Below are 24,673 nucleotides of genomic sequence, written 5' to 3' on the forward strand. Positions count from 1 at the left end.
CGGGGCTCCCCCCACGCCGCGCGGGGGGGGCCCGGGCCCCCCCCCCCCCCCGAACTGCTCGATCAGGGGTACTACTTCTTGAGGGCGTCCATCGCGCGCTGCGTGACGTCCGCGACCTCACCGAGGGCCGGGATGGTCACCAGCAGGCCCTGGGCCTTGTAGTAGTCGATGATCGGCTCGGTCTGCGTGTGGTAGACCTCGAGCCGGTTGCGCACGGTCGCCTCGGAGTCGTCGTCGCGCTGGTACAGCTCGCCGCCGCAGGTGTCGCAGACACCCTCGGTCTTCGGGGCGGCGTACACGACGTGGAAGACGTGCGCGGACTCGTTGCGGCAGATCCGGCGGCCGGCGATGCGCTTGACCACCTCGTCCTCCTCGACCTCCAGGTCGAGGACGGCGTCGAGCTTCATGCTCGCGGTCTGCAGCATCTCGTCCAGCGCCTCGGCCTGCGAGACGTTGCGCGGGAAGCCGTCCAGCAGGAAGCCGTTCACGGCGTCCGGCTGCTCCATCCGGTCCTTGGCCATGCCGATGGTGATCTCGTCGGGGACGAGGTCACCGGCGTCCATGAACGCCTTCGCGCGCTGGCCCAGCTCGGTGTTCTGGCTGATGTTGGCGCGGAAGAGGTCGCCCGTGGAGATGTGCGGGATCGACAGGTTCTTCGCAAGGAACGCGGCCTGCGTTCCCTTGCCCGCACCGGGCGGTCCGACGAGGACGATTCGCATCAGCGGAGGAACCCTTCGTAATTGCGCTGCTGGAGCTGGCTCTCGATCTGCTTCACGGTTTCCAGACCCACACCCACGATGATGAGGATGCTCGTCCCGCCGAACGGGAAGTTCTGGTTCGCTCCGAAGCCGGCCAACGCCATCGTCGGCACAAGAGCGATGAGACCCAGGTACAGCGACCCCGGCCAGGTGATCCGGTTGAGCACGTAGCTCAGGTACTCGGCGGTGGGTCGACCGGCACGGATACCCGGGATGAACCCACCATACTTCTTCATGTTGTCTGCAACTTCCTCGGGGTTGAAAGAAATCGCCACGTAGAAGAACGCGAAGAAGACGATCAGGAGGAAGTAGGCGGCGATGTAGTACGGGTGGTCGCCCTTGACGAAGTGCTTCTGGATCCAGGTGGCCCAGCCCGCGGTCGAGCCGCTGAACTGCACGATCAGTGCGGGGATGTACAGCAGCGACGAGGCGAAGATGACCGGGATGACACCGGCCTGGTTCACCTTGAGCGGGATGTACGTCGAGGTGCCCCCGTACGCACGGCGGCCGATCATGCGCTTCGCGTACTGGACCGGAATCCGTCGCTGCGCCTGCTCGACGAAGACCACCAGGGCGACCATCGCCAGGCCGACGAGGATGACCACACCGAACTCGACCCAGCCGTCGGCGATCTTGCCCTGGAGCTTGATCTGCCACAGCGCGCCGATGAAGCCGGCGGCGATCGAGATGAACATCAGGATCGACATGCCGTTGCCGATGCCGCGGTCCGTCACGAGCTCACCGAGCCACATGACGACACAGGTACCCGCGGTCATGGTGACGACCATGACGATGGTGGTGAAGATCGACCGGTTCGGGACGATCTGGCTGGCGACCTGGCAGCCCTGGAACAGGGCACCAGTGCGGGCAGTGGCGACGAGGCCGGTGCCCTGCAGGATCGCGAGTGCGACCGTCAGATAGCGCGTGTACTGCGTGATCTTCGCGGTGCCGGACTGCCCCTCTTTCTTGAGGTTCTCCAGCTTCGGGATGACCACGGTCAGCAGCTGCAGGATGATGCTCGCCGTGATGTACGGCATGATGCCGAGCGCGAAGATCGTGATCTGCAGCAGCGCACCGCCGCTGAACATGTTGACGAGACCGAAGAGGGAGTTGCTGCTCCCGGCCTGTTCGACACAGATCTGAACGTTCTTGTAGCTCACGCCGGGTACCGGGATGTGGGACCCGAGCCGGAACAGCACGATGATGCCGAGCGTGAAGAGCAGCTTCTTGCGCAGGTCGGGCGTCTTGAACGCCCGGGCGAACGCGGTGAGCACGGTGCCTCCTGCGACCCCCGCGCTACTGCGTCAGAGGTGACGGTCTGAGGGATCGACGAATACGTACAAGCAAAGGTGCAGGCCACCTTACCGGCGACTGCGCCCCCCGTGGAACGACCAACCGGGGATGCCCCATATGTGAGGCATCCCCGGTCGGGTTTTACTCGCTATTTGTCACAAAGTTCGTCTTAGACGAGCTCGGTGACGGTGCCGCCGGCAGCGGCGATCTTCTCCTTGGCGGAGGCGGAAACGGCGTCAACCGAAACCGTCAGCGCCACGGAGATCTCGCCCTGGCCCAGGACCTTGACGAGGCTGTTCTTGCGCACCGCGCCCTTGGCGACCAGGTCGGCCACCGTGACCTCTCCACCCTCGGGGTAGAGAGCGCCGAGCTTGTCCAGGTTGACAACCTGGAACTCGGTGCGGAACGGGTTCTTGAAGCCCTTGAGCTTCGGCAGGCGCATGTGGAGGGGCATCTGCCCACCCTCGAAGCGCTGCGGGATCTGGTAACGGGCCTTCTGGCCCTTCGTACCACGACCGGCCGTCTTACCCTTCGACGCCTCACCGCGACCCACACGGGTCTTCGCGGTCTTGGCGCCGGGGGCGGGACGGAGGTTGTGGGCCTTCAGCGGGCTGTTCTCAGCCATGATTAGTCAACCTCCTCAACCGTCACGAGGTGGCGGACGGTGTGCACCATTCCGCGGAACTCGGGGCGGTCCTCCTTGACGACCACGTCGTTCAGGCGCTTGAGCCCGAGCGAACGCAGAGTGTCGCGGTGGTTCTGCTTGCTGCCGATGTACGACTTCGTCTGCGTGATCTTGAGGCGAGCCATTACGCACCCGCCCCAGCACGCGCACGAAGCAGAGCCGCGGGGGCGACGTCCTCGAGGGGCAGACCGCGGCGGGCCGCGATCTCCTCGGGACGCTGCAGGCCCTTGAGGGCCTCCACGGTCGCGTGCACGATGTTGATCGCGTTGTCGGAGCCGAGCGACTTCGACAGGATGTCGTGAACGCCGGCGCACTCCAGAACGGCGCGCACCGGGCCACCGGCGATAACACCGGTACCGGGGGAAGCAGGCTTCAGCAGGACAACGCCGGCCGCCTTCTCGCCCTGGATCGGGTGCGGGATGGTGCCCTGGATGCGCGGAACCTTGAAGAAGTTCTTCTTGGCTTCCTCGACACCCTTGGCAATGGCCGCGGGAACTTCCTTGGCCTTGCCGTAACCGACACCTACGGTGCCGTCACCGTCGCCCACCACGACCAGCGCGGTGAAGCTGAAGCGGCGACCACCCTTGACAACCTTGGCGACGCGGTTGATCGCGACAACGCGCTCAACGTAAGCGGTCTTCTCGGCGGCAGGGCCACCGTCGCGACCCTTCCGGTCCCGCCGCTCGCCGCCACCGGCACCGCTTCCGCGGCGCTGGGGTCCAGCCATTGGATTACCTCTCTCTGTTACGTCCGTGAGTCCCGGAACCGGGGCTTAGAACTTCAGCCCGGCTTCGCGGGCGGCGTCAGCCAGAGCGGCAATGCGCCCGGCGTATCGGTTGCCACCGCGGTCGAACACGACGGTCTCGACACCCGCGGCCTTGGCACGCTCGGCGACGAGCGCGCCGACAGCCTGGGCCTGCGAGCTCTTGTCGCCTTCGCCACCGCGGATCGAAGCGTCCAGGGTCGACGCGGACGCCAGGGTGTGACCCTGGAGGTCGTCGATGACCTGAGCAACGATGTTGCGGTTGGAACGCGTCACGACGAGGCGCGGACGCTCCGCCGTACCCGAGACGTTCTTGCGGATGCGGATGTGGCGGCGAGCCTTGGCAGCGCGCTTGTACGCGTCGCCCTTGGCGATCTTCACACCGTATGCCATGGCTACTTACCAGCCTTTCCGACCTTGCGGCGGATGACCTCGCCGGCGTACTTGACACCCTTGGCCTTGTACGGGTCGGGCTTCCGCAGCTTGCGGATGTTGGCGGCGACCTCGCCGACCTTCTGCTTGTCGATGCCCTCGACCGAGAACTTGGTGGGCGACTCGACCTTGAAGGAGATGCCCTCGGGCGCCTCGATCAGGATCGGGTGGCTGTAACCAAGCTGGAACTCCAGAGCGGAGCCCTTCGCGGCGACGCGGTAACCGACACCGCTGATCTCGAGCGCCTTGACGTACCCCGTGGTCACACCGGTGATCATGTTCGCCACCAGCGTGCGGGACAGGCCGTGCAGGGCCTTGTTCTGACGCTCGTCGTTGGGGCGGGTGACGTTCAGAACGCCGTCCTCACCCTTGACGATCTCGATCGGCGCGGCGACGGTGTGCGAGAGGAGACCCTTGGGGCCCTTCACCGCGACCGTGCGGCCATCGATGGTGACGTCCACACCGGCGGGAACCTGGATGGGGAGCTTGCCGATTCGCGACATTGCTTTTCCTCCGTTCCCGACTACCAGACGTAGGCGAGGACTTCCCCACCTACGCCCTTCTTGCCTGCCTGCTGGCCGGTGAGGAGACCGTGGGACGTGGAGATGATCGCCACGCCCAGGCCGCCGAGCACCTTCGGCAGGTTGGTGGACTTTGCGTACACGCGCAGACCGGGCTTCGAGATCCGCTTGATGCCCGCGATGGAGCGCTCACGGTTCGGCCCGAACTTCAGCTCGAGGACGAGGTTCTTGCCGACCTCGGCGTCCTCGACCTTCCAGCCGGTGATGAAACCCTCCTGCTTGAGGATCTCCGCGATGTGCGACTTGATCTTGCTGTGCGGCATCACGACAGTGTCGTGGTACGCCGAGTTAGCGTTACGCAGACGGGTCAGCATGTCTGCGATCGGGTCAGTCATGGTCATGAAGTGGCCTTCGGCCTCTCTCGCCGGGGTTTCCTGTATGCGCCATCCCTCTCCCCACTCAGTGGCGGGACGGGTGCGGTGCGGGGACCTACGGCGTAGTAAGTCGTTATGGACGGCGGACGCCCAACCCCACAAGCCTACGGCATGCGGAGCAGGGCACCCACCGACCAGATGCTTACCGAGAGTGCCTGGTACTCCCCAAGTCCTTGCGGACGAGGGCGAATTACCAGGAGCTCTTGGTCACGCCCGGCAGCTCGCCACGGTGAGCCATCTCACGAAGGCAGACGCGGCACAGGCCGAACTTGCGGTACACGGAGTGGGGACGACCGCAGCGCTGGCAGCGGGTGTACGCACGCACACCGAACTTGGGCTTGCGGGCAGCCTTCGCGATGAGAGCCTTCTTCGCCATCTCGCTTACGCCTCCTTGAAGGGGAAGCCGAGGTGACGAAGGAGGGCACGGCCCTCGTCGTCGTTGGTCGCCGTGGTGACCACGGTGATGTCCATACCCCGGGTACGGTCGATCTTGTCCTGGTCGATCTCGTGGAACATGACCTGCTCCGTGAGACCGAAGGTGTAGTTGCCACGGCCGTCGAACTGCTTCGGCGACAGACCACGGAAGTCACGGATACGCGGCAGCGCGAGCGACAGCGTACGGTCCAGGAACTCCCACATGCGGTCACCACGGAGGGTGACGTGGCAGCCGATCGGCTGACCCTCACGCAGCTTGAACTGCGCGATGGACTTGCGGGCCTTCGTGACGGCCGGCTTCTGACCGGTGATCGTCGTCAGGTCGCGGATGGCGCCGTCGATCAGCTTGGAGTCGCGGGCGGCGTCGCCCACACCCATGTTGACCACGATCTTCACGAGACCGGGGATCTGCATGACGTTCTCGTACGAGAACTCCTCACGCAGCTTGCCCGCGATGTCCTCGCGGTACTTCGTCTTGAGACGCGGAGTGGTAGCCATCAGATGTCCTCACCCGTCCGCTTGGCAACGCGGATCTTGTTGCCCTCGTCGTCGAAGCGGAAACCGACGCGGGTAACGACCTTCTGGCCGTCCTTCTCCACAACCAGCTGAACGTTGCTGACGTGGATCGGGGCCTCGGTGATCACGATGCCACCGGCCTGCGAACCACCAGCGGTCTGACCGGCCTTGGTGTGCTTCTTGACCCGGTTGACACCCTCGACGAGGACGCGGTTCTCGCTGGGCATGGCCGCGATGACCTTGCCCTGCTTGCCCTTGTCCTTACCGGTGATGACCTGAACCAGGTCGCCCTTCTTGATCTTCATGCTTACAGCACCTCCGGCGCGAGCGAGATGATCTTCATGAACTTCTTCTCGCGCAGCTCACGGCCCACGGGGCCGAAGATACGGGTGCCACGAGGGTCGCCGTCGTTCTTGAGAATGACAGCGGCGTTCTCGTCGAAGCGGATGTACGAGCCGTCCTGGCGGCGGCGCTCCTTGACGGTGCGAACGATGACCGCCTTGACGACGTCACCCTTCTTCACGTTGCCACCGGGGATCGCGTCCTTGACGGTGGCGACGATGACGTCACCGATGCCCGCGTAGCGGCGACCGGAGCCACCGAGAACACGGATGCAAAGGATCTCCTTGGCACCAGTGTTGTCGGCGACACGCAGTCGCGACTCCTGCTGGATCACGTCTATCTCCTGATTTGTCTGCCGGTTCCCGGCGGGGGCCCCTCACTACGGAGAGTGGCGGCCCCCACCGAGCCTGGCGGAACGAACCTAAGGGAAACCCCTCAGGTGATTACTTGGCCTTCTCGAGGATCTCGACGATGCGCCAGCGCTTGCTCGCCGACAGCGGACGCGTCTCCATGATGAGGACGCGGTCGCCGACGCCGGCAGCGTTCTGCTCGTCGTGAGCCTTGAGCTTGTTCGTACGGCGGATGACCTTGCCGTACAGCGCGTGCTTCACGCGGTCCTCGACAGCGACGACGACGGTCTTGTCCATCTTGTCGCTGACGACGAGACCCTCGCGGGTCTTGCGGAAACCGCGCTCGTTCGTCTCAGTCACGTTGTTCTCGCTCATCAGGCGCTCTCCACCGTCTCGATACCGAGCTCACGCTCGTGCATCAGGGTGTAGATGCGAGCGATGTCCTTACGGACGGACTTGAGCCGGCCGTTGTTCTCCAGCTGACCCGTGGCCGCCTGGAAGCGGAGCTTGAACAGCTCCTCCTTGGCCTCGCGCAGCTTGCCAACGAGCTCCTCGTTGCCGAGCTCACGCAGCTCGGACGCCTTGGTTCCCGTCGCCATCACGACTCACCTGCCTCGCGCCGAACAATCCGGCACTTCATCGGAAGCTTGTGAGCAGCGCGGGTGAGCGCCTCACGAGCAATCTTCTCGTTCGGGTAGGACAGCTCGAACATGACCCGGCCCGGGTGCACGTTCGCGATCCACCACTCGGGAGAACCCTTACCGGAACCCATGCGGGTTTCGGCCGGCTTCTTCGTCAGCGGACGGTCCGGGTAGATGTTGATCCAGACCTTGCCGCCACGCTTGATGTGGCGGGTCATCGCGATACGAGCCGCCTCGATCTGGCGGTTCGTCACGTAGGCGGGGGTGAGCGCCTGGATGCCGTACTCGCCGAACGAGACCTCAGTACCGCCCTTGGCCATACCGCGGCGCTTCGGGTGGTGCTGCTTGCGGTGCTTGACCCTACGAGGGATCAGCATGTCGGTCAGGCCTCCGTTCCGGTGCTCTCAGCCGGAGCGGCGGCGGGGGCGTCGGCCTTGGGGGCCTCGGCACCAGCAGCCTGCTGCGGCTTGCGGCCACCACGGCCGCCGCGCTCGCCACCACGGCCACCACGGCCGGCGGGACGGTCGCCAGCGCCGGCACCACGGGCCGGGCGGTTACCCGCACGGGCCGCAGCGTTCTCGGCGCGAACCTCGGCGATGTTCTTGACGTCGCCCTTGTAGATCCAGACCTTCACACCGATACGGCCGAAGGTGGTCTTGGCCTCGAAGAAGCCGTAGTCCACGTTCGCGCGCAGCGTGTGCAGCGGCACACGACCCTCGCGGTAGAACTCGGAGCGGGACATCTCGGCGCCGCCGAGGCGGCCGCCGCACTGGATCTTGATGCCCTTGGCGCCGGCCTTCATGGTGCCCTGCATGCTCTTGCGCATGGCACGACGGAAGGAGACGCGGGAGGAGAGCTGCTCGGCAACGGCCTGAGCAACCAGCTGAGCGTCGAGCTCGGGGTTCTTGACCTCGAGGATGTTCAGCTGGACCTGCTTGCCCGTGAGCTTCTCGAGGTCACCGCGGATGCGGTCGGCCTCGGCGCCACGACGGCCGATGACGATGCCCGGACGAGCGGTGTGGATGTCCACACGCACGCGGTCACGGGTGCGCTCGATCTCAACCTTCGAGATGCCGGCGCGCTCCATGCCGGACGTCATCATCCGACGGATGGCGACGTCTTCCTTGACGTAGTCCTTGTACAGCTTGTCGGCGTACCAACGCGACTTGAAGTCGGTGGTGATGCCGAGCCGGAACCCGTGCGGGTTTACCTTCTGGCCCATTACCGGGAACCTTCCTTGCTGCTGACGACCACGGTGATGTGGCTGGTCCGCTTGCGGATCCGGTAGGCACGGCCCTGCGCACGCGGACGGAACCGCTTCAGGGTCGGGCCCTCGTCCACGTACGCCTCGCTGATGACCAGCGTGGAGGCGTCCGGGTGGTTGTAGTTGTGTGCGGCGTTGGCAATGGCGCTGTCCAGCACCTTGCCGACCGGCACGCTCGCGGCCTGCGGGGCGAAACGCAGGACCGCCTGAGCCTCCGTGGCATCCATGCCACGGATGAGGTCCACCACGCGGCGGGCCTTCATGGGCGTGACGCGGATGTACCGCGCCTGGGCCCTGGCTTCCATGGTTGTCCCTTCGGTGTTAGTCATAGTCGTAACCACCCCGCCTTTAGCGGCGCTTCGACTTCCGGTCGTCCTTGACGTGGCCGCGGAAGGTGCGAGTCGGCGAGAACTCGCCGAGCTTGTGGCCGACCATCGACTCGGTGACGAACACCGGGACGTGGGTCTTGCCGTTGTGCACCGCGATGGTGTGACCCAGCATCGCCGGGATGATCATCGAGCGACGGGACCAGGTCTTGATGACGTTCTTGGTACCAGCTTCGTTCTGAGCGTCCACCTTCTTGATGAGGTGTCCGTCGACGAAGGGTCCCTTCTTGAGACTGCGCGGCATCTAAACCCGCTCCTAGCGCTTCTTGTTCGTCTTGCGGCGGCGGACGATGTACTTGCTCGAAGCCTTCTTCGGCGAGCGAGTACGACCCTCCTTCTGACCCCACGGGGAGACCGGGTGGCGACCACCGCTGGTCTTGCCCTCACCACCACCGTGCGGGTGGTCAACCGGGTTCATCGCGACACCGCGGACGGAGGGGCGAACGCCCTTCCAGCGCATACGGCCGGCCTTGCCCCAGTTGATGTTCGACTGCTCGGCGTTGCCGACCTCGCCGACCGTCGCGCGGCAGCGCGCGTCGACCAGGCGGATCTCACCGGACGGCATACGAAGGTGGGCCATCGTGCCCTCCTTCGCCAGCAGCTGCACGGAGGCACCCGCGGAACGGGCGAACTTGGCGCCACCACCGGGACGGAGCTCGATCGCGTGGATCGTGGTACCGACCGGGATGTTGCGGAGGGCCAGGTTGTTGCCGGGCTTGATGTCGGCCGTGGGGCCGTTCTCAATCCGGTCGCCCTGGGACAGACCGCGGGGAGCGATGATGTAGCGCTTCTCGCCGTCCGCGTAGTGCAGGAGCGCGATGCGCGCCGTGCGGTTGGGGTCGTACTCGATGTGCGCGACCTTGGCCGGCACGCCGTCCTTGTCGTGACGACGGAAGTCGATCACGCGGTAGGCGCGCTTGTGTCCACCACCCTGGTGGCGAACGGTGATCCGACCGGTGTTGTTACGGCCGCCCTTGCTGTGCAGCGGGCGAACCAGCGACTTCTCCGGCGTGGACCGCGTGATCTCGACAAAGTCGGCGACGCTGGAGCCACGACGGCCCGGGGTCGTCGGCTTGTACTTGCGGATACCCATTTCTCAGTCCTCGTCCGATTCCGGACGACTAGACCTCCGTTAGGAGGCCTGGCCGCCGAAGATGTCGATACGGTCGCCCTCAGCGAGGGTCACGATGGCGCGCTTGGTGTCAGCGCGCTTGCCGAAACCGGTCTTGGTGCGCTTGCGCTTACCCTGACGGTTGATCGTGTTGACCCCGGTGACCTTGACCCCGAAGACCGCCTCGACGGCCTGCTTGATCTGGGTCTTGTTGGAGCCGGGCGCGACGATGAACGTGTACTTGTTCTCGTCCAGCAGCGCGTAGCTCTTCTCCGAGACAACCGGCTTGATCAGCAGGTCGCGCGGGTCAGTGAAGGTCTTGCTGGTAACGGTCGCCTCAGACATCAGGCGTCGCTCCCTTCGGTCTCGTCGGCCTTGGGGCCAGACACGAAGGACTCGAGCGCGGCCTGGGTGAAGACCACGTCGTCAGAGACGATCACGTCGTACGTGTTCAGCTGGCCCGGCTCCAGGATGTGAACCTGGGGCAGGTTGCGGGCGGACAGCCACGCGGCCTCGTCGGCACGCTCGACGACCAGGAGCAGGTTCTTGCGCTCCGAGATCTTGCCGAACAGCGTCTTGGCGGCCTTCGTGGAGGCGGCACCCTCGACCACGCCGGTGACGACGTGGATGCGGGAGTGACGCGCACGGTCCGAGAGGGCACCGCGGAGGGCGGCGGCCTTCATCTTCTTGGGGGTCCGCTGCGAGTAGTCACGCGGCACGGGGCCGTGGACGACGCCACCGCCGGCGAACTGCGGAGCGCGGGTCGAACCCTGACGGGCGCGGCCGGTGCCCTTCTGGCGGTAAGGCTTCTTGCCACCACCACGGACTTCGCCACGGGTCTTGGTCTTGTGCGTGCCCTGACGGGCAGCAGCCAGCTGCGCGACGACGACCTGGTGGATCAGCGGAACGCTGGTCTTCGCGTCGAAGATCTCCGCGGGGAGCTCGACGGTACCGGCCTTGTCGCCTGCCGGCGAAAGGATGTCAATGGTGCTCATTAACCTCAAGCCCCCTTGGCCGCGGTACGGACCAGGACGAGGCCGCCGTTCGGACCGGGGACTGCGCCCTTGATGAGGAGCAGACCCTTCTCCGCGTCTACCGCGTGGATGGTCAGGTTCTGGGTGGTGACGCGCTCGTTGCCCATACGACCAGCCATGCGCATGCCCTTGAAGACACGCCCAGGGGTGGCGCAGCCACCGATCGAACCGGGGGAGCGGTGCTTGCGCTGCACACCGTGACCGGCGCCGAGGCCCCGGAAGTTGTGCCGCTTCATGACACCGGCGAAGCCCTTGCCCTTGCTGTTGCCCGTGACGTCAACCTTGACGCCGGACTCGAACACCTCGGCAGTGATCTCCTGGCCGAGCGTGTACTCGCTGGCGTCGGAGGTGCGGAGCTCCACCAGGTGGCGGCGGGGGGTCACGTCGGCCTTGGCGAAGTGGCCCTTGAGGGGCTTGTTCACCTTGCGCGGGTCGATCTCGCCGAAGGCGATCTGGACCGACTCGTAGCCGTCGATGTCGTTCGTACGGACCTGGGTAACGACGCAGGGCCCGGCCTTGACGACGGTCACCGGGACGACACGGTTGTTCTCGTCCCAGACCTGGGTCATGCCGAGCTTCTCGCCCAGGACGCCCTTGATCTGCTTTGCCATCTTCTCGACGCCTCTCAGAGCTTGATCTCGATGTCAACGCCGGCCGGAAGGTCCAGGCGCATCAGCGAGTCAACGGTCTTGGGCGTCGGGTCGAGGATGTCGATCAGGCGCTTGTGCGTGCGCATCTCGAAGTGCTCGCGCGAGTCCTTGTACTTGTGCGGCGACTTGATGACGCAGTACACGTTCTTCTCAGTGGGCAGCGGCACCGGGCCTGCGACCGACGCACCAGTGCGGGTCACCGTCTCGACGATCTTCTTCGCCGAGGAGTCGATGACCTCGTGGTCGTAGGCCTTGAGCCGGATGCGGATCTTCTGTCCCGCCATGGCTACTCCGTAGTCCTGTCTGTTGTGGAAACGCTCTGGCCCTCGGTCGGCTGTGGATCTCTCCACCGCTTCTCTCCGACCCACGCGGTCGGGCGTGTCGCACTCCCTCTACAGAAAATTCCCATACGGAAATTCCCTCGTCCAAGGGGGTGCGGTCCCAGGACCGCGGTTCGGGGGAGAAACACCCACCGAGCGCCTGGCAGGCACCGTGCTGACGCTTCCCAGAAGATTCCCGTACGTCCGCCCCATTGCTGCCCCGAGAGGCAGATGAAGGCGACGAGTACTGTGGGACTCGCTTCCGGTCCTCCCGGCGGGAGGCGCGCAGCATCGGCACTCAGCCGAGCAACTTGATTAGTCTGCCATACAAGACACGTACTGCGCCAATCGGGCCGAAGAGAATACCCCTCCGCGGTGTGTGGTCAAACCGCGCCACGCAGCGGGGCGGCCCGGGCCCCCCTTGGGATCCGCCCCGGCGCGCCCCCGGGCCCGGGGCGGCCTTTCCGCGGCCCTGCGGCGGGCCCTCGCTCAGGACCGCGTCAGGCTGCCGCAGCCCTCCCGCCCCTGGGCGTCGATCGTCCTGCTGCGGTCGTACGGGTCCACGGGCGTCCCGGACGGGGTGGGGCCGGTCGACGCGTCCTCGTCGAACACGGGGTGCAGGAATCCGTCGTGGACGTCGCAGGCGCTGTTGCCGAGGTTGACGTCGGTCTTCTCCAGCCAGAGCCTGCCCGCGGTGGCCCGCCACGTGCGCGGGTCGGCGATCAAGAAGGTGATCTCGCGCCGCACGATGGTGCGCTCGACCTGCTCGGCGCCCGGCTTCGCCTTCACGAACGGGTGGACGAAGGTGTAGTCGACGAGCACGTTGGCCCGGCCGGCCTCCTTGCCGGGTTCCACCCACATCCGGCCGCGGACCTTCACCACGTCGCCCACGGGCTTCAGCTCGGCCGGCCTGACCCGCGTGAACAGGTGCAGCGGGTCGTTCTCCTTCGTCGGAGCCGTCAGCGACTGCTCCACGCGGCTCAGCTGCTCCGCCGGCTGCGGGTCGAGCAGCGCCAGCGCCGCCCCGGGCCGCTCCCCGCGCAGGGTCGCCGGGTCCAGGTTGGCCGTGATCAGGAACTGCCTGACCTTCTCCAGCGCGTCGGCGACCTGCTCCTTGCTCATCCCGCCGACGGCCTCGGCCTCGGGGACCTCGATCCCGGCCGCCCCGTCGGCCCACTGCAGCGCCGGCGAGCCCTTGAAGGGCTCCGTCAGGGTGGGCCGGTCCGGGTACGGGGCCGGGGGCGGGGCGCCGGGCCGGACGGTCTCCGCCGGCAGCGGCGCGCGGGCCCTCTCGTTCTGCGCGGCCTTGCCGGTGATCCGGTCGATGACCAGCTCCGGGCGGACGGCGATCAGCGCGAGGGCGGCGATGAAGGCGATGGCCGCCGCGGCCTTGAGGCGCCGCGTGCGCCTCCCCCGCCGCTCCCCCGGCTGCCGGGCCGGACCGGTGCGCCGGCCGGCCGGCCCGGCGGAGTCCTCGCGCAGCCGCGCGGTGACCATCCGCGCCCGGGCGGACGGCTCACGGGGGGCCTGGCCGGAGCCGGCCCCGGCCTGCTCCATGAACCGGGCCCACTCCTCGTCGGAGACGGCCGGTACGTCGTCGTTCTCGTTCTTCCCCATGCCCCGCCCCTGGACGTACGGAGCCTCCGGGACCGAGGTCGCGGAGGCTCCGGGCCGCCGGAGGGTCAGGGCGGGCTCCCCGGCCCGTCGCCTGGACGCCCGTACCGCGGCGGCACCCGATGTCGAACGGATCTTACCGACCGGTTCGGCGGGTGGGACGGACCGGGGAGCGGTCGGGGACACCGCAGCGCGGGGCCCTCACGTCGTGCGGGCCGCCCTCCTCGCCGCGGCGGCCAGCGGGGCGAACCCGGGGGTGGCCAGCGCCTCGGCGAGCTGTTCGCGCCAGTCGGCGAGCGGCGGCAGGCCCGCCTCCTCCTCCCAGGCCTCGTGCCCGAGCACGCTGAACGCGGGGCGGGCGGCCGGGCGGACGAACGCGGCGGAGGTGGTCGGCCGGATCCGCTCGGGGTCCAGGCCGCTCAGCCGGTACGTCTCGCGGGCCAGCCCCCTCCAGGTGGTCCGCCCGCTCGCGGTGCCGTGGTAGATGCCGCCCATGGCCCAGCCCTTCAGCGCGGCCAGGCCGAGCTCGACCAGCCGGCGGGCCAGAGCGCGGGACCAGGTGGGCTGGCCGTGCTGGTCGTCGACGACGTCGAGGGTCTCGCGCTGCGCAGCCAGCTTGAGCATCGTGGCGACGAAGTTCGGACCGTGCTCGCCGTACAGCCAGGCGGTCCGGACGATGTAGCCGTCCTGCGGCAGCAGTTCGGCGACGGCCCGCTCACCGGCCAGCTTGGAGCGCCCGTACGCGTTGACCGGTCCGGTCCCGGCGTCCTCGGGGTACGGCTCGGTGGCATCGCCCGGGAGCACGTAGTCGGTGGAGACGTGCAGCAGGCGTACGTGCGCGGCCGCGCAGGCCTCGGCGAGGACGCGCACCCCGGTGCCGTTGACGGCGGTCGCGGCCTCCTCGGCGCTCTCGGCACCGTCGACGTCGGTCCAGGCGGCGCAGTTCACGACCACGGTGACGCCCTCGACCGCCGCGCGCACCGCGGCCGGGTCCGTGATGTCGAGGTCGGCGCGGCGCAGGCCCACGGCCTCGATCCGGGCGGCCTTCAGGGCGGCCAGGACGTCCTGGCCGAGCATGCCGCCGGCGCCGGTGACGAGCCAGCGGCCGGCGAAGGAGTGGGTGCTCACCTCTGCAGGGCCGCCTTCGCCTTCAGCGGCTCCCACCAGGCGCGGTTCTCGCGGTACCACGCGATCGTGGCGGCGATGCCCTCCTCGAAGGTGACCTGCGGGACGTAGCCGAGCTCGGCGCCGATCTTGCCGATGTCGATGGAGTAGCGCAGGTCGTGGCCCTTGCGGTCCTCGACCTGTTCGACCATGTCCCAGCCGAGGCCGGCCGCTTCCAGGAGCACGCCGGTGAGCTCCTTGTTGGTGAGCTCGGTGCCGCCGCCGATGTTGTAGACCTCGCCGGCGCGGCCGCCCCGCATCACCAGGTCGATGCCGCGGCAGTGGTCGGAGACGTGCAGCCAGTCGCGGACGTTGCCGCCGTTGCCGTACAGCGGGACCTTCCTGCCGTCCATCAGGTTCGTGACGAACAGCGGGATGACCTTCTCGGGGAACTGGTGGTGCCCGTAGTTGTTGGAGCAGCGCGTGACGACGACGTCCATGCCGTGCGTCCGCGCGTAGGCCAGGGCCAGCAGATCGGAGGAGGCCTTGGACGCGGAGTACGGGGAGTTCGGGGCCAGCGGCCACTCCTCGGTCCAGGAGCCCTCGCTGATCGAGCCGTACACCTCGTCGGTGGAGATGTGGACGAAGCGGCCGACGCCGTGCTTGCGGGCGGCGTCCAGCAGGACCTGCGTGCCGACGACGTTGGTCATCACGAACGGTCCGGCTCCGGCGATCGAGCGGTCCACGTGGGACTCCGCGGCGAAGTGCACCACGACGTCGTGCCCGGGCATGACCCGGTCGACGGCCCCGGCATCGCAGATGTCGCCCTTGACGAACGCATGGCCGGGATGATGCGCGACCGGGGCGAGGTTGGCCTCGACACCGGAGTAGGTCAGCTTGTCGAAGACCGTGACCCGGGCCGACGGGTCTAAGAGGAGCTGTTGGCGAACGAATTCCGAGCCTATGAAACCGGCACCGCCGGTGACGAGGATGCGCATGGAACGGGGAGTCTAGCCGTTGGTGCACCGGCGTTCGGGGCCGAATCACGCCGTCCGTTCCACGCTCTCGCATACGGTGGCGCCCATGCGAGGAATCCTCTTATCCGGTGGGACCGGATCCCGTCTCTGGCCGCTGACCCGCGCCGTCTCGAAGCAGCTGCTGCCCGTCTTCGACAAGCCGATGATCTACTACCCGCTCTCCACCCTGGTCATGGCCGGGATCAGCGAGATCCTCGTCATCACCACGCCGGAGGACCGTGAGCAGTTCGAGCGGCTGCTCGGCGACGGCTCCCAGTTCGGCATCCGGCTGGAGTACGCCGTCCAGGAGCGTCCCGAGGGCATCGCCCAGGCGTTCGTGCTCGGCGCCGACTTCATCGGCGACGATTCCGTCGCCCTGATCCTCGGCGACAACATCTTCCACGGCAGCGGCCTCGGCACCCGTCTGGCCGCGCACACCGGTGCCGCGGGCGGCCGGGTCTTCGCGTACCCGGTGGCCGACCCGACCGCGTACGGCGTGGTCGAGTTCGACGAGAACGGCCAGGCCGTCTCCATCGAGGAGAAGCCGGACAAGCCCAAGTCCCGCTACGCGGTGCCCGGTCTGTACTTCTACGACAACCGCGTCGTCGAGATAGCCCGCAACCTGGTGCCCAGCGCGCGCGGCGAGCTGGAGATAACCGCGGTCAACGACGCGTACCTGCAGGCCGGCGAGCTGAACGTGACCATCCTCGACCGCGGCACCGCCTGGCTGGACACCGGGACGTTCGAGTCCATGGTCCGGGCCTCGGAGTTCGTCCGCGTGATCGAGGAACGCCAGGGCTTCAAGATCGGCTGCATCGAGGAGGCGGCCTGGCGGGCCGGCCTGATCGACTCCGTCCAGCTGCACGAACTGGCCCAGCCGCTGCTCAAGAGCGGATACGGCGACTACCTGATCGGCCTCCTCGACGAGGAGGGCCCCCGGTGAAGTTCCGCGAGCTCTCCATCGAGGGCGCATACGAGGTCACCCCGCAGCTGCACGGCGACCCGCGGGGCCTGTTCACCGAGTGGTACCGCTTCGACAAGCTGTCCGAGGTCGTCGGCCACCCGCTGAACCTGGCGCAGGCGAACCTCTCGGTGTCCTCGCGCGGCGTGGTCCGCGGCATCCACTTCGCCGACGTACCGCGCGGCCAGGCCAAGTACGTGACCTGCGTGCGCGGCGCCGTGCTCGACGTCGTCGTCGACCTGCGGGTCGGCTCCCCGACCTTCGGCCGCTGGGAGGGCGTCCGCCTCGACGACGTGGACCGCCGTGCGGTGTACATCCCGGAGGGCATGGGCCACGGGTTCTGCGCGCTGAGCGACGACGCCACGCTCTCGTACCTCTGCTCGGAGACGTACAACCCGGCCGGCGAGCACACGGTCCACCCGCTCGACGCGGACCTGGGCATCGAGTGGCCGGCCGGCGTACCGCTGCTGTCCGCCCGCGACAGGGCGGCGCCGTCGCTGGCCTACGCGGCCTCCTCGGGCCTCCTGCCGGACTACGCGGCCTGCCGGGAGTTCACCGAGTCCCTGCGCGTGACCGGCTGACGCGCATCCCGCGGCACGTCACGCCGTACGACGAAGGGCCCCTCCCCCGCCGCCGAAGCGGAAGGGAAGGGGCCCTTCGGTCAAACATGGTGCCCGCTCGCGCGAGCTACCAGGTCAGAACACGAATTACTTCGTGATCTTGGTGACCTGGCCGGCGCCGACGGTGCGACCACCCTCACGGATGGCGAACTTCAGGCCCTCCTCCATGGCGACCGGCTGGATCAGCGCGACCGACATCTCGGTGTTGTCGCCCGGCATGACCATCTCGGTGCCCTGCGGGAGGGTCACGACGCCGGTCACGTCCGTGGTACGGAAGTAGAACTGCGGGCGGTAGTTGTTGAAGAACGGGGTGTGACGGCCACCCTCGTCCTTCGACAGGATGTAGGCCTGGGCCTCGAACTCGGTGTGCGGCGTGACCGAACCGGGCTTGATGATGACCTGGCCGCGCTCGACGTCCTCGCGCTTGATGCCACGGAGGAGCAGACCGACGTTCTCACCGGCCTGGCCCTCGTCGAGCAGCTTGCGGAACATCTCGATACCGGTGACCGTGGTGGTGGTCTTCTCTTCCTTGATACCGATGATGTCGACGGTCTCGTTGACCTTCAGGACACCACGCTCGATACGGCCGGTGACGACCGTACCGCGACCGGTGATCGTGAAGACGTCCTCGACGGGCATGAGGAACGGCTTCTCGGTGTCACGCGGCGGGGTCGGGATGGCCTCGTCGACGGCGGACATGAGGCCGAGGAGCTTCTCGCCCCACTCCTTGTCGCCCTCGAGGGCCTTCAGCGCGGAGACGCGGACGACCGGCAGGTCGTCGCCCGGGAACTCGTACTCGGAGAGCAGCTCACGGACCTCGAGCTCGACGAGCTCCAGGATCTCCTCGTCGTCCACCATGTCGGCCTTGTTCAGGGCGACGACGATGTAGGGGACGCCGACCTGGCGGGCCAGGAGCACGTGCTCCTTGGTCTGCGGCATCGGGCCGTCGGTGGCGGCGACCACGAGGATCGCGCCGTCCATCTGCGCGGCACCGGTGATCATGTTCTTGATGTAGTCCGCGTGACCCGGGCAGTCGACGTGGGCGTAGTGACGCGCCTCGGTCTGGTACTCGACGTGCGCGATGGAGATGGTGATACCGCGCTGGCGCTCCTCAGGAGCCTTGTCGATCTGGTCGAAGGCCGAGGCCTCGTTCAGGTCCGGGTACGCGTCGTGCAGCACCTTGGTAATGGCGGCCGTGAGGGTCGTCTTACCGTGGTCAATGTGACCGATGGTGCCGATGTTGACGTGCGGCTTAGTCCGCTCGAACTTCGCCTTCGCCACGGGGGTCCTCCTGGAGAGTGGTTCTGTACGCCTTACAGATCGGCGCCAGGTGATCTTTGCTGGAAAGCCGGCCGGTCCCCGGGGCAACGGGAGTGTTGCTCCTGTTGCCCCAGAGGCTGCCGGTGACAAGCCTAAAGCGTGTACTCGGAAGAGTTACTCGCCCTTGGCCTTCGCGATGATCTCCTCGGCGACGTTCCGGGGAACCTCGGCGTAGGAGTCGAACTGCATCGAGTAGCTGGCGCGACCCGAGGTCTTGCTGCGGAGGTCGCCGACGTAGCCGAACATCTCCGAAAGCGGCACGAGGCCCTTCACGACGCGAGCGCCGTGACGCTCCTCCATGGCCTGGATCTGGCCACGGCGGGAGTTGATGTCGCCGATGACGTCACCCATGTAGTCCTCGGGCGTGGTGACCTCTACGGCCATCATCGGCTCCATGAGCACGGGGGACGCCTTGCGCGCGGCCTCCTTGAAGGCCTGCGAACCGGCGATCTTGAAGGCGAGCTCGGAGGAGTCGACCTCGTGGTAGCCACCGTCGAGAAGCGTGACGCGGACGCCCGTCATCTCGTAGCCGGCGAGGATGCCGAACTGCATGGCCTCCTGCGCACCGGCGTCGACCGAAGGGATGTACTCCTTCGGCACGCGGCCACCGGTGACCTTGTTCACGAACTCGTACGCCGGGCCGTCGGCCTCGGTGATCGGCTCGATCGCGATCTGCACCTTGGCGAACTGACCGGTACCACCGGTCTGCTTCTTGTGGGTGTAGTCGTGACGCTCCACGGTGCCGCGGATCGTCTCACGGTACGCGACCTGCGGCTTGCCGACGTTGGCCTCGACCTTGAACTCGCGCTTCATACGGTCGACCAGCACCTCGAGGTGCAGCTCGCCCATACCGCCGAGGATGGTCTGGCCCGTCTCCTCGTCCGAGTGAACGTGGAAGGAGGGGTCCTCCTCCGCCAGGCGCTGGATGGCGACACCCAGCTTCTCCTGGTCACCCTTGGACTTGGGCTCGATGGCGACCTGGATGACCGGAGCCGGGAAGTCCATGGACTCCAGGATCACGGGCTGCTTGTCGTCACACAGCGTCTCACCGGTGGTGGTCTGCTTCAGGCCCATGACGGCGACGATGTCACCGGCGCCCACCGCGTCGATCTCTTCACGCTTGTTGGCGTGCATGCGGTAGATCTTGCCGATGCGCTCCTTCTTGCCCTTGACGGAGTTCAGCACCGAGGTGCCGGCCTCCAGGCGGCCCGAGTAAACCCGGACGAAGGTGAGCTTGCCGAGGTGCGGGTCGCTCATGATCTTGAACGCCAGCGCCGCGAGGGGCTCCTCGTCGGACGGCTTGCGCTTCACGACCACCTCGGCGTCGCGGACGTCGTGGCCCTCGATGGCCTCGATGTCCAGCGGCGACGGGAGGTAGCGGACGACGGCGTCGAGCAGGGGCTGAACGCCCTTGTTCTTGAACGCCGTGCCACAGAACACCGCGGTGATCGTGGGCTCGCCCTTGCCCTTGCCGGAGCCGAGGATGATGCGACGGACGGCGGCGTGCAGCTGCTCCACGGACGGCTCGTCGCCGTTCAGGAAGAGCTCCATGATCTCGTCGTCGTTCTCGGCGACGGTCTCGACCAGCTTGCCGCGCCACTCTTCAGCAGCCTCGGTGTGCGTGGCCGGGATGTCGACGATGTCGTACATCTCGCCCTTGGTCGCCTCGGCGGACCAGACGAACGCCTTCATCGTGACGAGGTCGACGACACCCTGGAAGTCGGCCTCGGCACCGATGGGGAGCTGCATGACGATCGGAACCGCACCGAGGCGGTCCTTGATCATGTCGACGCAGCGGTGGAACTCGGCGCCGGTGCGGTCGAGCTTGTTGACGAAGCAGATGCGCGGCACGCCGTAGCGGTCCGCCTGACGCCAAACGGTCTCGGACTGCGGCTCGACACCGGCGACACCGTCGAAGACGGTGACGGCGCCGTCGAGGACGCGGAGCGAACGCTCCACCTCGACGGTGAAGTCGACGTGACCCGGGGTGTCGATGATGTTGATGGTGTGGTCAACATCTTCGAGCGGCCAGTGGCAGGTCGTCGCGGCAGACGTGATGGTGATACCACGCTCCTGCTCCTGCTCCATCCAGTCCATCGTGGCGGCGCCGTCGTGGACCTCACCGATCTTGTACGACACACCGGTGTAGAACAGGATGCGCTCGGTGGTGGTCGTCTTGCCCGCGTCGATGTGGGCCATGATGCCGATGTTGCGCACCTTGGCCAGGTCAAGCGAAGTGGTAGCCATAAGGCTTCGGTCTTCTCTCGGTCTCGATGTGGGGTGGGACTACCAGCGGTAGTGCGCGAAGGCCTTGTTGGACTCGGCCATCTTGTGCGTGTCCTCGCGCTTCTTGACGGCAGCGCCAAGACCGTTGGAGGCGTCGAGCAGCTCGTTCATGAGGCGCTCGGTCATGGTCTTCTCGCGGCGGGCGCGGGAGTAACCCACGAGCCAGCGCAGCGCGAGGGTCGACTGGCGGCCCGGCTTGACCTCGACCGGAACCTGGTAGGTCGCGCCACCGACACGGCGGGACTTGACCTCGAGGGACGGCTTGACGTTCTCCAGCGCGCGCTTCAGCGTGATGACCGGGTCGTTGCCGGTCTTCTCGCGGAGGCCTTCCATGGCGCCGTAGACGATGCGCTCGGCGGTGGAGCGCTTGCCGTTCAGGAGGATCTTGTTGATGAGCGAGGTCACCAGAGGAGATGCGTAGACCGGGTCGATGATGACCGGGCGCTTCGGGGCGGGGCCCTTACGAGGCATTCTTACTTCTCCTTCTTGGCGCCGTAGCGGCTGCGGGCCTGCTTGCGGTTCTTGACAGCCTGGGTGTCAAGCGCACCGCGGATGATCTTGTAACGAACACCCGGCAGGTCCTTCACACGGCCACCACGCACGAGCACGATCGAGTGCTCCTGCAGGTTGTGTCCCTCACCCGGAATGTAAGCGGTGACCTCGATGCCGGAGGTCAGACGCACACGCGCGACCTTACGGAGCGCCGAGTTCGGCTTCTTCGGGGTGGTCGTGAACACACGCGTGCAGACACCACGACGCTGGGGCGAAGCCTCAAGCGCGGGGGTCTTCGTCTTCTCGACCTTGTCCTGCCGGCCCTTCCGGACCAGCTGCTGGATCGTAGGCACTACTTCTCCGGTTTCTGTGTGCCGTGTAGTGAAGCTAACCTGGAACTTTGCCGACCCACGCGGTCGGGTGTGTCGGATCCGGCGGGACTCCGCGCAAGCACGGAAACGCATGGATCGCGGTGGCCGATCCGGCTCTCGTGCGGTTGATGGACACGCACGGGAGCCCAGGCACACCCCAGGCACAAGGTCTGAGCGTACCCACCGCATCCCATCCGGTCAAAACAAAGGCCCGGGCGGGACGGCCGCGACATCGCCGCCGGTCATGTGCCACTTGGGCGAGACCCTCGTGCGGCCCTGCCGACTCGCGCCTGTGGTAAAGGCGTGCTAAGGGGAGCTGGACGGGGCGTCCGGCCCCGCCCACTACACTGCCTCAGCGATTCACCCCAAACGGCACGAGCATCCACGACCATCAGGGAGCGGGACATTGCGGACGGTCACACCGGAGCCGACGGCGGAGGTCACCCCGGTCCCACCCCCGCCCCACCCCCGGCGCCGGCGCTCCGTACGCCCGTACGGGCCCCTGCTGGCCTTCCTGGTCACCTCGGCCGCGTTCTGCTCGGCCTGGGTCGCCCGCGGCACCTTCCCCTTCGGCACCACCGGCCGGGCCCTCAACGACCAGGCCAACCAGTACGTGCCCTTCCACCGCGCGCTGTGGGACCTGGTCCACGGGCAGGCCGCCGGTGACGTCCTGTTCACCTGGCGCGGCGGCTTCGGCCAGCAGTTCCTGTCCGACTACTACACGTACCTCGGCAACCCGTTCTCCTGGCTGGCCGTCCTGGTCCCCCGCAACCACGTCGACCTCGCCGTCTTCGCCGTCACGCCGGTCACCATGGGCACCGCCGCCGCCGTCATGACGGTCTACCTCGGCAAGCTCCACCCCGGGCCCTGGTGGCAGCGCGGGGTCCTCGGCGCCTGCTACGGCCTGTGCGGCTGGGCCCTCAGCGACGCCTCGTACATCCCCATGTGGCTGTGGGGCCTGGTCGCGCTCCCCCTCCTCGGCATCGCCGTCGAATGGTGCCTGGAGGAACGCCGCTGGCCGGGGGTGGCGCTGTTCGTCGCGCTCGCCTGGTTCGGCAACTTCTACACCGCGATGATGGCCACGATGGCCGCCTGCGTCCTGCTCGCCATCCGCCTGATCACCCGGGACATGACCGGCCGGGCCCGGCTGCGCGCCCTGTGGCGGGCGTCGACCGGCGCCGCGACGGGCATCCTGCTGACCCTCCCCCTCCTGCTGCCGTCGTTCCTCTCCAGCGGCTCCGCCCAGCCCACCCAGGCCGGGGCGTTCGAGCCCGTACGGATCGAGCTCTTCCTCGCCGGGATGCTCCCGGCCACCCACCTGTGGGGCGGCCGGCCGCGGCTCTACGTCGCCTCGCTCGGCCTGATCCTCGCCGGATCGTTCCTCTTCAACGCCGCCATCGGCCGCAGGACCCGCCTGGTGTGGGCGGCGGCCACGCTGCTGGTCGCCGCCTCGTTCCAGTTCCCGCCCACCCAGTACGTGTGGCACGGGCTGGCGGTGCCGAACGGCAATCCGTACCGCGAGGCGTTCGTCTTCAGCGGCATGGTCGTGGTCCTGGCCTGGCTGGCCCTGGCCCACCGCCCGCGCCCCCTCCACCTGGCCCTGACGGCCGCCCTGCTGGTGGCCGCCACCTTCGTCCTGCGGCACACCGACGACTTCGGCGGCTGGACCTGGCCCGCGGTGCTCGCCGGCGGGGGCGTCTCGCTGCTCGCCCTGGTCCTCCTGGCCCTGGGCGAGAAGCGCCGGTACCTGATCCCCGTGGCCGCCGTCCTCATGGTCGGCGTGGTCTTCGCGGAATCCACCGTGGCCGCCGCCAACGCGGACGCCCGGCGCAGCCGCGAACGCTGGGCGAAGCCGGTCGCCACCTCGAACCGCTCGATCAACGCCCACGGCGACGCCGTCCGGCAGGTGGACGGCTGGCCCGCATACCGGACCGACTCCGGCGCGCCGCAGACCGCGTACAACGACGCCCTCGCCCTGCGCGCCGAGGGCCCGCAGTACTACAGCAGCTACCTGCCGGAGGCCACCTACCGGGCCCTGGAGCCCCTCGGCTACGGCTTCAAGAACGACGGCCGGACCTTCTTCGGCGCCGACAACCCCGTGCTCGACGCGATCTTCTCCATCGGCGCCCGGGTCCACCCGGGGAGCACTCCGAACAGCTGGACGGCCACGCGCTTCGCGGCCCCGCCCCTGGTGACGGTCCGCAGCTCCGGATACACCTCCCCCAACCCGGCCGGCAGCGTCTACGCCCGCCAGGAGAACGTCCTGGGCGCCACCGTCTACCAGGTCCCGCAGGTCACCCGCGGCGGCAGCGCCGCGGAGCAGACGTACACCGCCCGCTGCACCCCGGGCTCCGAGGCGTACTGGTTCTCCCCCGAGCTCTACGGCACCCTCACCTCCGGCGGCTCGACCCGCCCCCTGGAGGACCGGATGACCGGAGTCGCCAAGCTCGGCCCGGTCCCCGCGGACGGCACGGTCTCGGTCACGGTGAACACCCGCACGAAGGACGCCACGGCCGGCGACCACCCCGTCGGCTGCCTGGACCGCGCCGCCCTGGACACGGCCATCGGCACCCTGAAGTCCACCGGCGCCACGAAGGTCACGGCGGGCGGCCACTCCATCGAGGCCACCCTCCCGAAGGGCGCCACGGGCACGGCGGTCTTCGCGATGACCGCCGTCCCGGGCTGGCAGTGCTCGGCCCCGGTCCGCGACTTCCACGGCCTGGTCTCCGTACACCTCCCCCCGGGCACCGACAAGGTCTCCTGCACCTTCACCCCCAAGGGCCTCCCCCCGGGCCTGGCCGGAGCAGCCCTGGGCCTACTCGCCCTGACAGCGGTCACCCTGGCGGGCACGCGCCGCCGACGGGCCGGCCACATCGGCTGATCCCGCCGTTCCGGAGCCGCCCGAACCCGGTGTTCGGTACCGGGAACCGGCGGGTGCCGTCGGCGCCTCGCGC

33 protein-coding genes are annotated in these 24,673 nt (G+C 67.7%); 3 read left to right on the top strand and 30 right to left on the bottom strand.

The genetic code is table 11. From position 1 onward, the window contains the following. Window positions 1-71 precede the first annotated feature (71 nt). The 26 genes from ACFXA3_RS01505 to rfbB all read right to left on the bottom strand — a co-directional run bounded on the left by ACFXA3_RS01505 (window position 72) and on the right by rfbB (window position 15,651). Entirely contained in the window at window positions 72-719 is a 648-nt protein-coding gene (locus ACFXA3_RS01505) for an adenylate kinase (protein ID WP_385180395.1), read from the bottom strand. Continuing rightward, a complete protein-coding gene (secY, locus tag ACFXA3_RS01510) occupies window positions 719-2,032 on the bottom strand; it encodes a preprotein translocase subunit SecY (RefSeq protein WP_385180398.1) in 1,314 nt (437 codons plus the stop codon). Before secY ends, ACFXA3_RS01505 begins: the two co-directional genes overlap by 1 nt. A gap of 188 nt (window positions 2,033-2,220) precedes the next feature. After that, window positions 2,221-2,676 carry a 50S ribosomal protein L15 gene (rplO, locus tag ACFXA3_RS01515; RefSeq protein WP_030154704.1) on the bottom strand — a complete coding sequence of 152 codons (456 nt, stop codon included), beginning with the start codon at window positions 2,674-2,676 and terminating at the stop codon, window positions 2,221-2,223. A gap of 2 nt (window positions 2,677-2,678) precedes the next feature. Then, complete coding sequence (gene rpmD, locus ACFXA3_RS01520) at window positions 2,679-2,861, bottom strand: 50S ribosomal protein L30 (protein WP_005313525.1); 183 nt, start codon at window positions 2,859-2,861, stop codon at window positions 2,679-2,681. Continuing rightward, complete coding sequence (rpsE, locus tag ACFXA3_RS01525; RefSeq protein ID WP_030008472.1) at window positions 2,861-3,463, bottom strand: 30S ribosomal protein S5; 603 nt, start codon at window positions 3,461-3,463, stop codon at window positions 2,861-2,863. Before rpsE ends, rpmD begins: the two co-directional genes overlap by 1 nt. Window positions 3,464-3,508: 45 nt before the next feature. Next, complete coding sequence (rplR, locus tag ACFXA3_RS01530) at window positions 3,509-3,892, bottom strand: 50S ribosomal protein L18 (RefSeq protein WP_030008471.1); 384 nt, start codon at window positions 3,890-3,892, stop codon at window positions 3,509-3,511. Window positions 3,893-3,894: 2 nt separating this feature from the next. Beyond that, window positions 3,895-4,434 carry a 50S ribosomal protein L6 gene (gene rplF / locus ACFXA3_RS01535; protein ID WP_030154703.1) on the bottom strand — a complete coding sequence of 180 codons (540 nt, stop codon included), beginning with the start codon at window positions 4,432-4,434 and terminating at the stop codon, window positions 3,895-3,897. A 20-nt stretch (window positions 4,435-4,454) separates the two neighbouring features. Beyond that, the gene (gene rpsH, locus ACFXA3_RS01540) at window positions 4,455-4,853 is read right to left on the bottom strand and encodes a 30S ribosomal protein S8 (protein WP_007265911.1); all 399 of its coding nucleotides are present in this window, start codon (window positions 4,851-4,853) and stop codon (window positions 4,455-4,457) included. Window positions 4,854-5,076: 223 nt separating this feature from the next. Further along, complete coding sequence (locus tag ACFXA3_RS01545; protein WP_003956452.1) at window positions 5,077-5,262, bottom strand: type Z 30S ribosomal protein S14; 186 nt, start codon at window positions 5,260-5,262, stop codon at window positions 5,077-5,079. 5 nt (window positions 5,263-5,267) lie between these two features. Beyond that, a complete protein-coding gene (gene rplE, locus ACFXA3_RS01550; protein WP_030298216.1) occupies window positions 5,268-5,819 on the bottom strand; it encodes a 50S ribosomal protein L5 in 552 nt (183 codons plus the stop codon). After that, a complete protein-coding gene (gene rplX / locus ACFXA3_RS01555; RefSeq protein WP_030154701.1) occupies window positions 5,819-6,142 on the bottom strand; it encodes a 50S ribosomal protein L24 in 324 nt (107 codons plus the stop codon). Before rplX ends, rplE begins: the two co-directional genes overlap by 1 nt. 2 nt (window positions 6,143-6,144) lie before the next feature. Beyond that, complete coding sequence (gene rplN / locus ACFXA3_RS01560) at window positions 6,145-6,513, bottom strand: 50S ribosomal protein L14 (protein WP_003956455.1); 369 nt, start codon at window positions 6,511-6,513, stop codon at window positions 6,145-6,147. Window positions 6,514-6,622: 109 nt separating this feature from the next. Next, on the bottom strand, window positions 6,623-6,904 hold the full coding sequence (gene rpsQ / locus ACFXA3_RS01565; protein WP_054222531.1) for a 30S ribosomal protein S17: 282 nt from the start codon (window positions 6,902-6,904) through the stop codon (window positions 6,623-6,625). Further along, window positions 6,904-7,128 (bottom strand): 50S ribosomal protein L29, encoded by a 225-nt coding sequence (gene rpmC / locus ACFXA3_RS01570; RefSeq protein ID WP_008739703.1) that lies wholly within the window; start codon window positions 7,126-7,128, stop codon window positions 6,904-6,906. Before rpmC ends, rpsQ begins: the two co-directional genes overlap by 1 nt. Continuing rightward, the gene (gene rplP, locus ACFXA3_RS01575) at window positions 7,128-7,547 is read right to left on the bottom strand and encodes a 50S ribosomal protein L16 (RefSeq protein WP_030026326.1); all 420 of its coding nucleotides are present in this window, start codon (window positions 7,545-7,547) and stop codon (window positions 7,128-7,130) included. The genes rpmC and rplP overlap by 1 nt, the downstream gene beginning before the upstream one ends. A gap of 5 nt (window positions 7,548-7,552) precedes the next feature. Beyond that, window positions 7,553-8,392 carry a 30S ribosomal protein S3 gene (gene rpsC, locus ACFXA3_RS01580; protein ID WP_007265905.1) on the bottom strand — a complete coding sequence of 280 codons (840 nt, stop codon included), beginning with the start codon at window positions 8,390-8,392 and terminating at the stop codon, window positions 7,553-7,555. Continuing rightward, on the bottom strand, window positions 8,392-8,739 hold the full coding sequence (gene rplV / locus ACFXA3_RS01585) for a 50S ribosomal protein L22 (protein ID WP_007265904.1): 348 nt from the start codon (window positions 8,737-8,739) through the stop codon (window positions 8,392-8,394). The genes rpsC and rplV overlap by 1 nt, the downstream gene beginning before the upstream one ends. A 43-nt stretch (window positions 8,740-8,782) precedes the next feature. After that, window positions 8,783-9,064, bottom strand: a complete 282-nt coding sequence (rpsS, locus tag ACFXA3_RS01590) for a 30S ribosomal protein S19 (protein WP_043230274.1) — start codon at window positions 9,062-9,064, stop codon at window positions 8,783-8,785. 12 nt (window positions 9,065-9,076) lie between these two features. After that, window positions 9,077-9,913 (bottom strand): 50S ribosomal protein L2, encoded by an 837-nt coding sequence (rplB, locus tag ACFXA3_RS01595; protein ID WP_030298213.1) that lies wholly within the window; start codon window positions 9,911-9,913, stop codon window positions 9,077-9,079. A 39-nt stretch (window positions 9,914-9,952) separates the two neighbouring features. Further along, complete coding sequence (gene rplW, locus ACFXA3_RS01600) at window positions 9,953-10,276, bottom strand: 50S ribosomal protein L23 (protein WP_030154694.1); 324 nt, start codon at window positions 10,274-10,276, stop codon at window positions 9,953-9,955. After that, entirely contained in the window at window positions 10,276-10,926 is a 651-nt protein-coding gene (rplD, locus tag ACFXA3_RS01605) for a 50S ribosomal protein L4 (RefSeq protein ID WP_385180405.1), read from the bottom strand. Before rplD ends, rplW begins: the two co-directional genes overlap by 1 nt. 5 nt (window positions 10,927-10,931) lie before the next feature. Next, on the bottom strand, window positions 10,932-11,576 hold the full coding sequence (gene rplC / locus ACFXA3_RS01610) for a 50S ribosomal protein L3 (protein ID WP_007265899.1): 645 nt from the start codon (window positions 11,574-11,576) through the stop codon (window positions 10,932-10,934). 14 nt (window positions 11,577-11,590) lie between these two features. Further along, window positions 11,591-11,899 (bottom strand): 30S ribosomal protein S10, encoded by a 309-nt coding sequence (gene rpsJ / locus ACFXA3_RS01615; protein ID WP_003948644.1) that lies wholly within the window; start codon window positions 11,897-11,899, stop codon window positions 11,591-11,593. 525 nt (window positions 11,900-12,424) lie between these two features. Beyond that, entirely contained in the window at window positions 12,425-13,552 is a 1,128-nt protein-coding gene (locus ACFXA3_RS01620; protein ID WP_385180407.1) for a hypothetical protein, read from the bottom strand. Window positions 13,553-13,750: 198 nt separating this feature from the next. After that, entirely contained in the window at window positions 13,751-14,677 is a 927-nt protein-coding gene (gene rfbD, locus ACFXA3_RS01625; RefSeq protein WP_385180410.1) for a dTDP-4-dehydrorhamnose reductase, read from the bottom strand. After that, a complete protein-coding gene (gene rfbB / locus ACFXA3_RS01630; RefSeq protein WP_385180413.1) occupies window positions 14,674-15,651 on the bottom strand; it encodes a dTDP-glucose 4,6-dehydratase in 978 nt (325 codons plus the stop codon). Before rfbB ends, rfbD begins: the two co-directional genes overlap by 4 nt. A gap of 85 nt (window positions 15,652-15,736) precedes the next feature. Here rfbB and rfbA point away from each other — a divergent pair, with 85 nt between their 5' ends. Continuing rightward, window positions 15,737-16,612, top strand: a complete 876-nt coding sequence (rfbA, locus tag ACFXA3_RS01635) for a glucose-1-phosphate thymidylyltransferase RfbA (protein WP_385180415.1) — start codon at window positions 15,737-15,739, stop codon at window positions 16,610-16,612. Then, window positions 16,609-17,211: a dTDP-4-dehydrorhamnose 3,5-epimerase gene (gene rfbC / locus ACFXA3_RS01640; RefSeq protein WP_385180418.1), complete on the top strand. Its 603-nt coding sequence runs from the start codon at window positions 16,609-16,611 to the stop codon at window positions 17,209-17,211. The genes rfbA and rfbC overlap by 4 nt, the downstream gene beginning before the upstream one ends. A 126-nt stretch (window positions 17,212-17,337) precedes the next feature. Here rfbC and tuf read toward each other — a convergent pair whose 3' ends face one another. The 4 genes from tuf to rpsL all read right to left on the bottom strand — a co-directional run bounded on the left by tuf (window position 17,338) and on the right by rpsL (window position 21,701). Next, complete coding sequence (tuf, locus tag ACFXA3_RS01645) at window positions 17,338-18,531, bottom strand: elongation factor Tu (protein WP_053788688.1); 1,194 nt, start codon at window positions 18,529-18,531, stop codon at window positions 17,338-17,340. 153 nt (window positions 18,532-18,684) lie between these two features. After that, the gene (gene fusA / locus ACFXA3_RS01650; RefSeq protein WP_030873555.1) at window positions 18,685-20,817 is read right to left on the bottom strand and encodes an elongation factor G; all 2,133 of its coding nucleotides are present in this window, start codon (window positions 20,815-20,817) and stop codon (window positions 18,685-18,687) included. A gap of 39 nt (window positions 20,818-20,856) precedes the next feature. Continuing rightward, on the bottom strand, window positions 20,857-21,327 hold the full coding sequence (rpsG, locus tag ACFXA3_RS01655; protein ID WP_007265894.1) for a 30S ribosomal protein S7: 471 nt from the start codon (window positions 21,325-21,327) through the stop codon (window positions 20,857-20,859). Between the two features lie 2 nt (window positions 21,328-21,329). Next, on the bottom strand, window positions 21,330-21,701 hold the full coding sequence (gene rpsL / locus ACFXA3_RS01660; protein WP_007265893.1) for a 30S ribosomal protein S12: 372 nt from the start codon (window positions 21,699-21,701) through the stop codon (window positions 21,330-21,332). A 424-nt stretch (window positions 21,702-22,125) separates the two neighbouring features. Here rpsL and ACFXA3_RS01665 point away from each other — a divergent pair, with 424 nt between their 5' ends. After that, a complete protein-coding gene (locus ACFXA3_RS01665; protein ID WP_385180422.1) occupies window positions 22,126-24,600 on the top strand; it encodes a YfhO family protein in 2,475 nt (824 codons plus the stop codon). The last annotated feature ends 73 nt before the right edge of the window (window positions 24,601-24,673 follow it).

This window comes from Streptomyces sp. NPDC059456, from assembly GCF_042750055.1.
Taxonomy (GTDB): domain Bacteria; phylum Actinomycetota; class Actinomycetes; order Streptomycetales; family Streptomycetaceae; genus Streptomyces.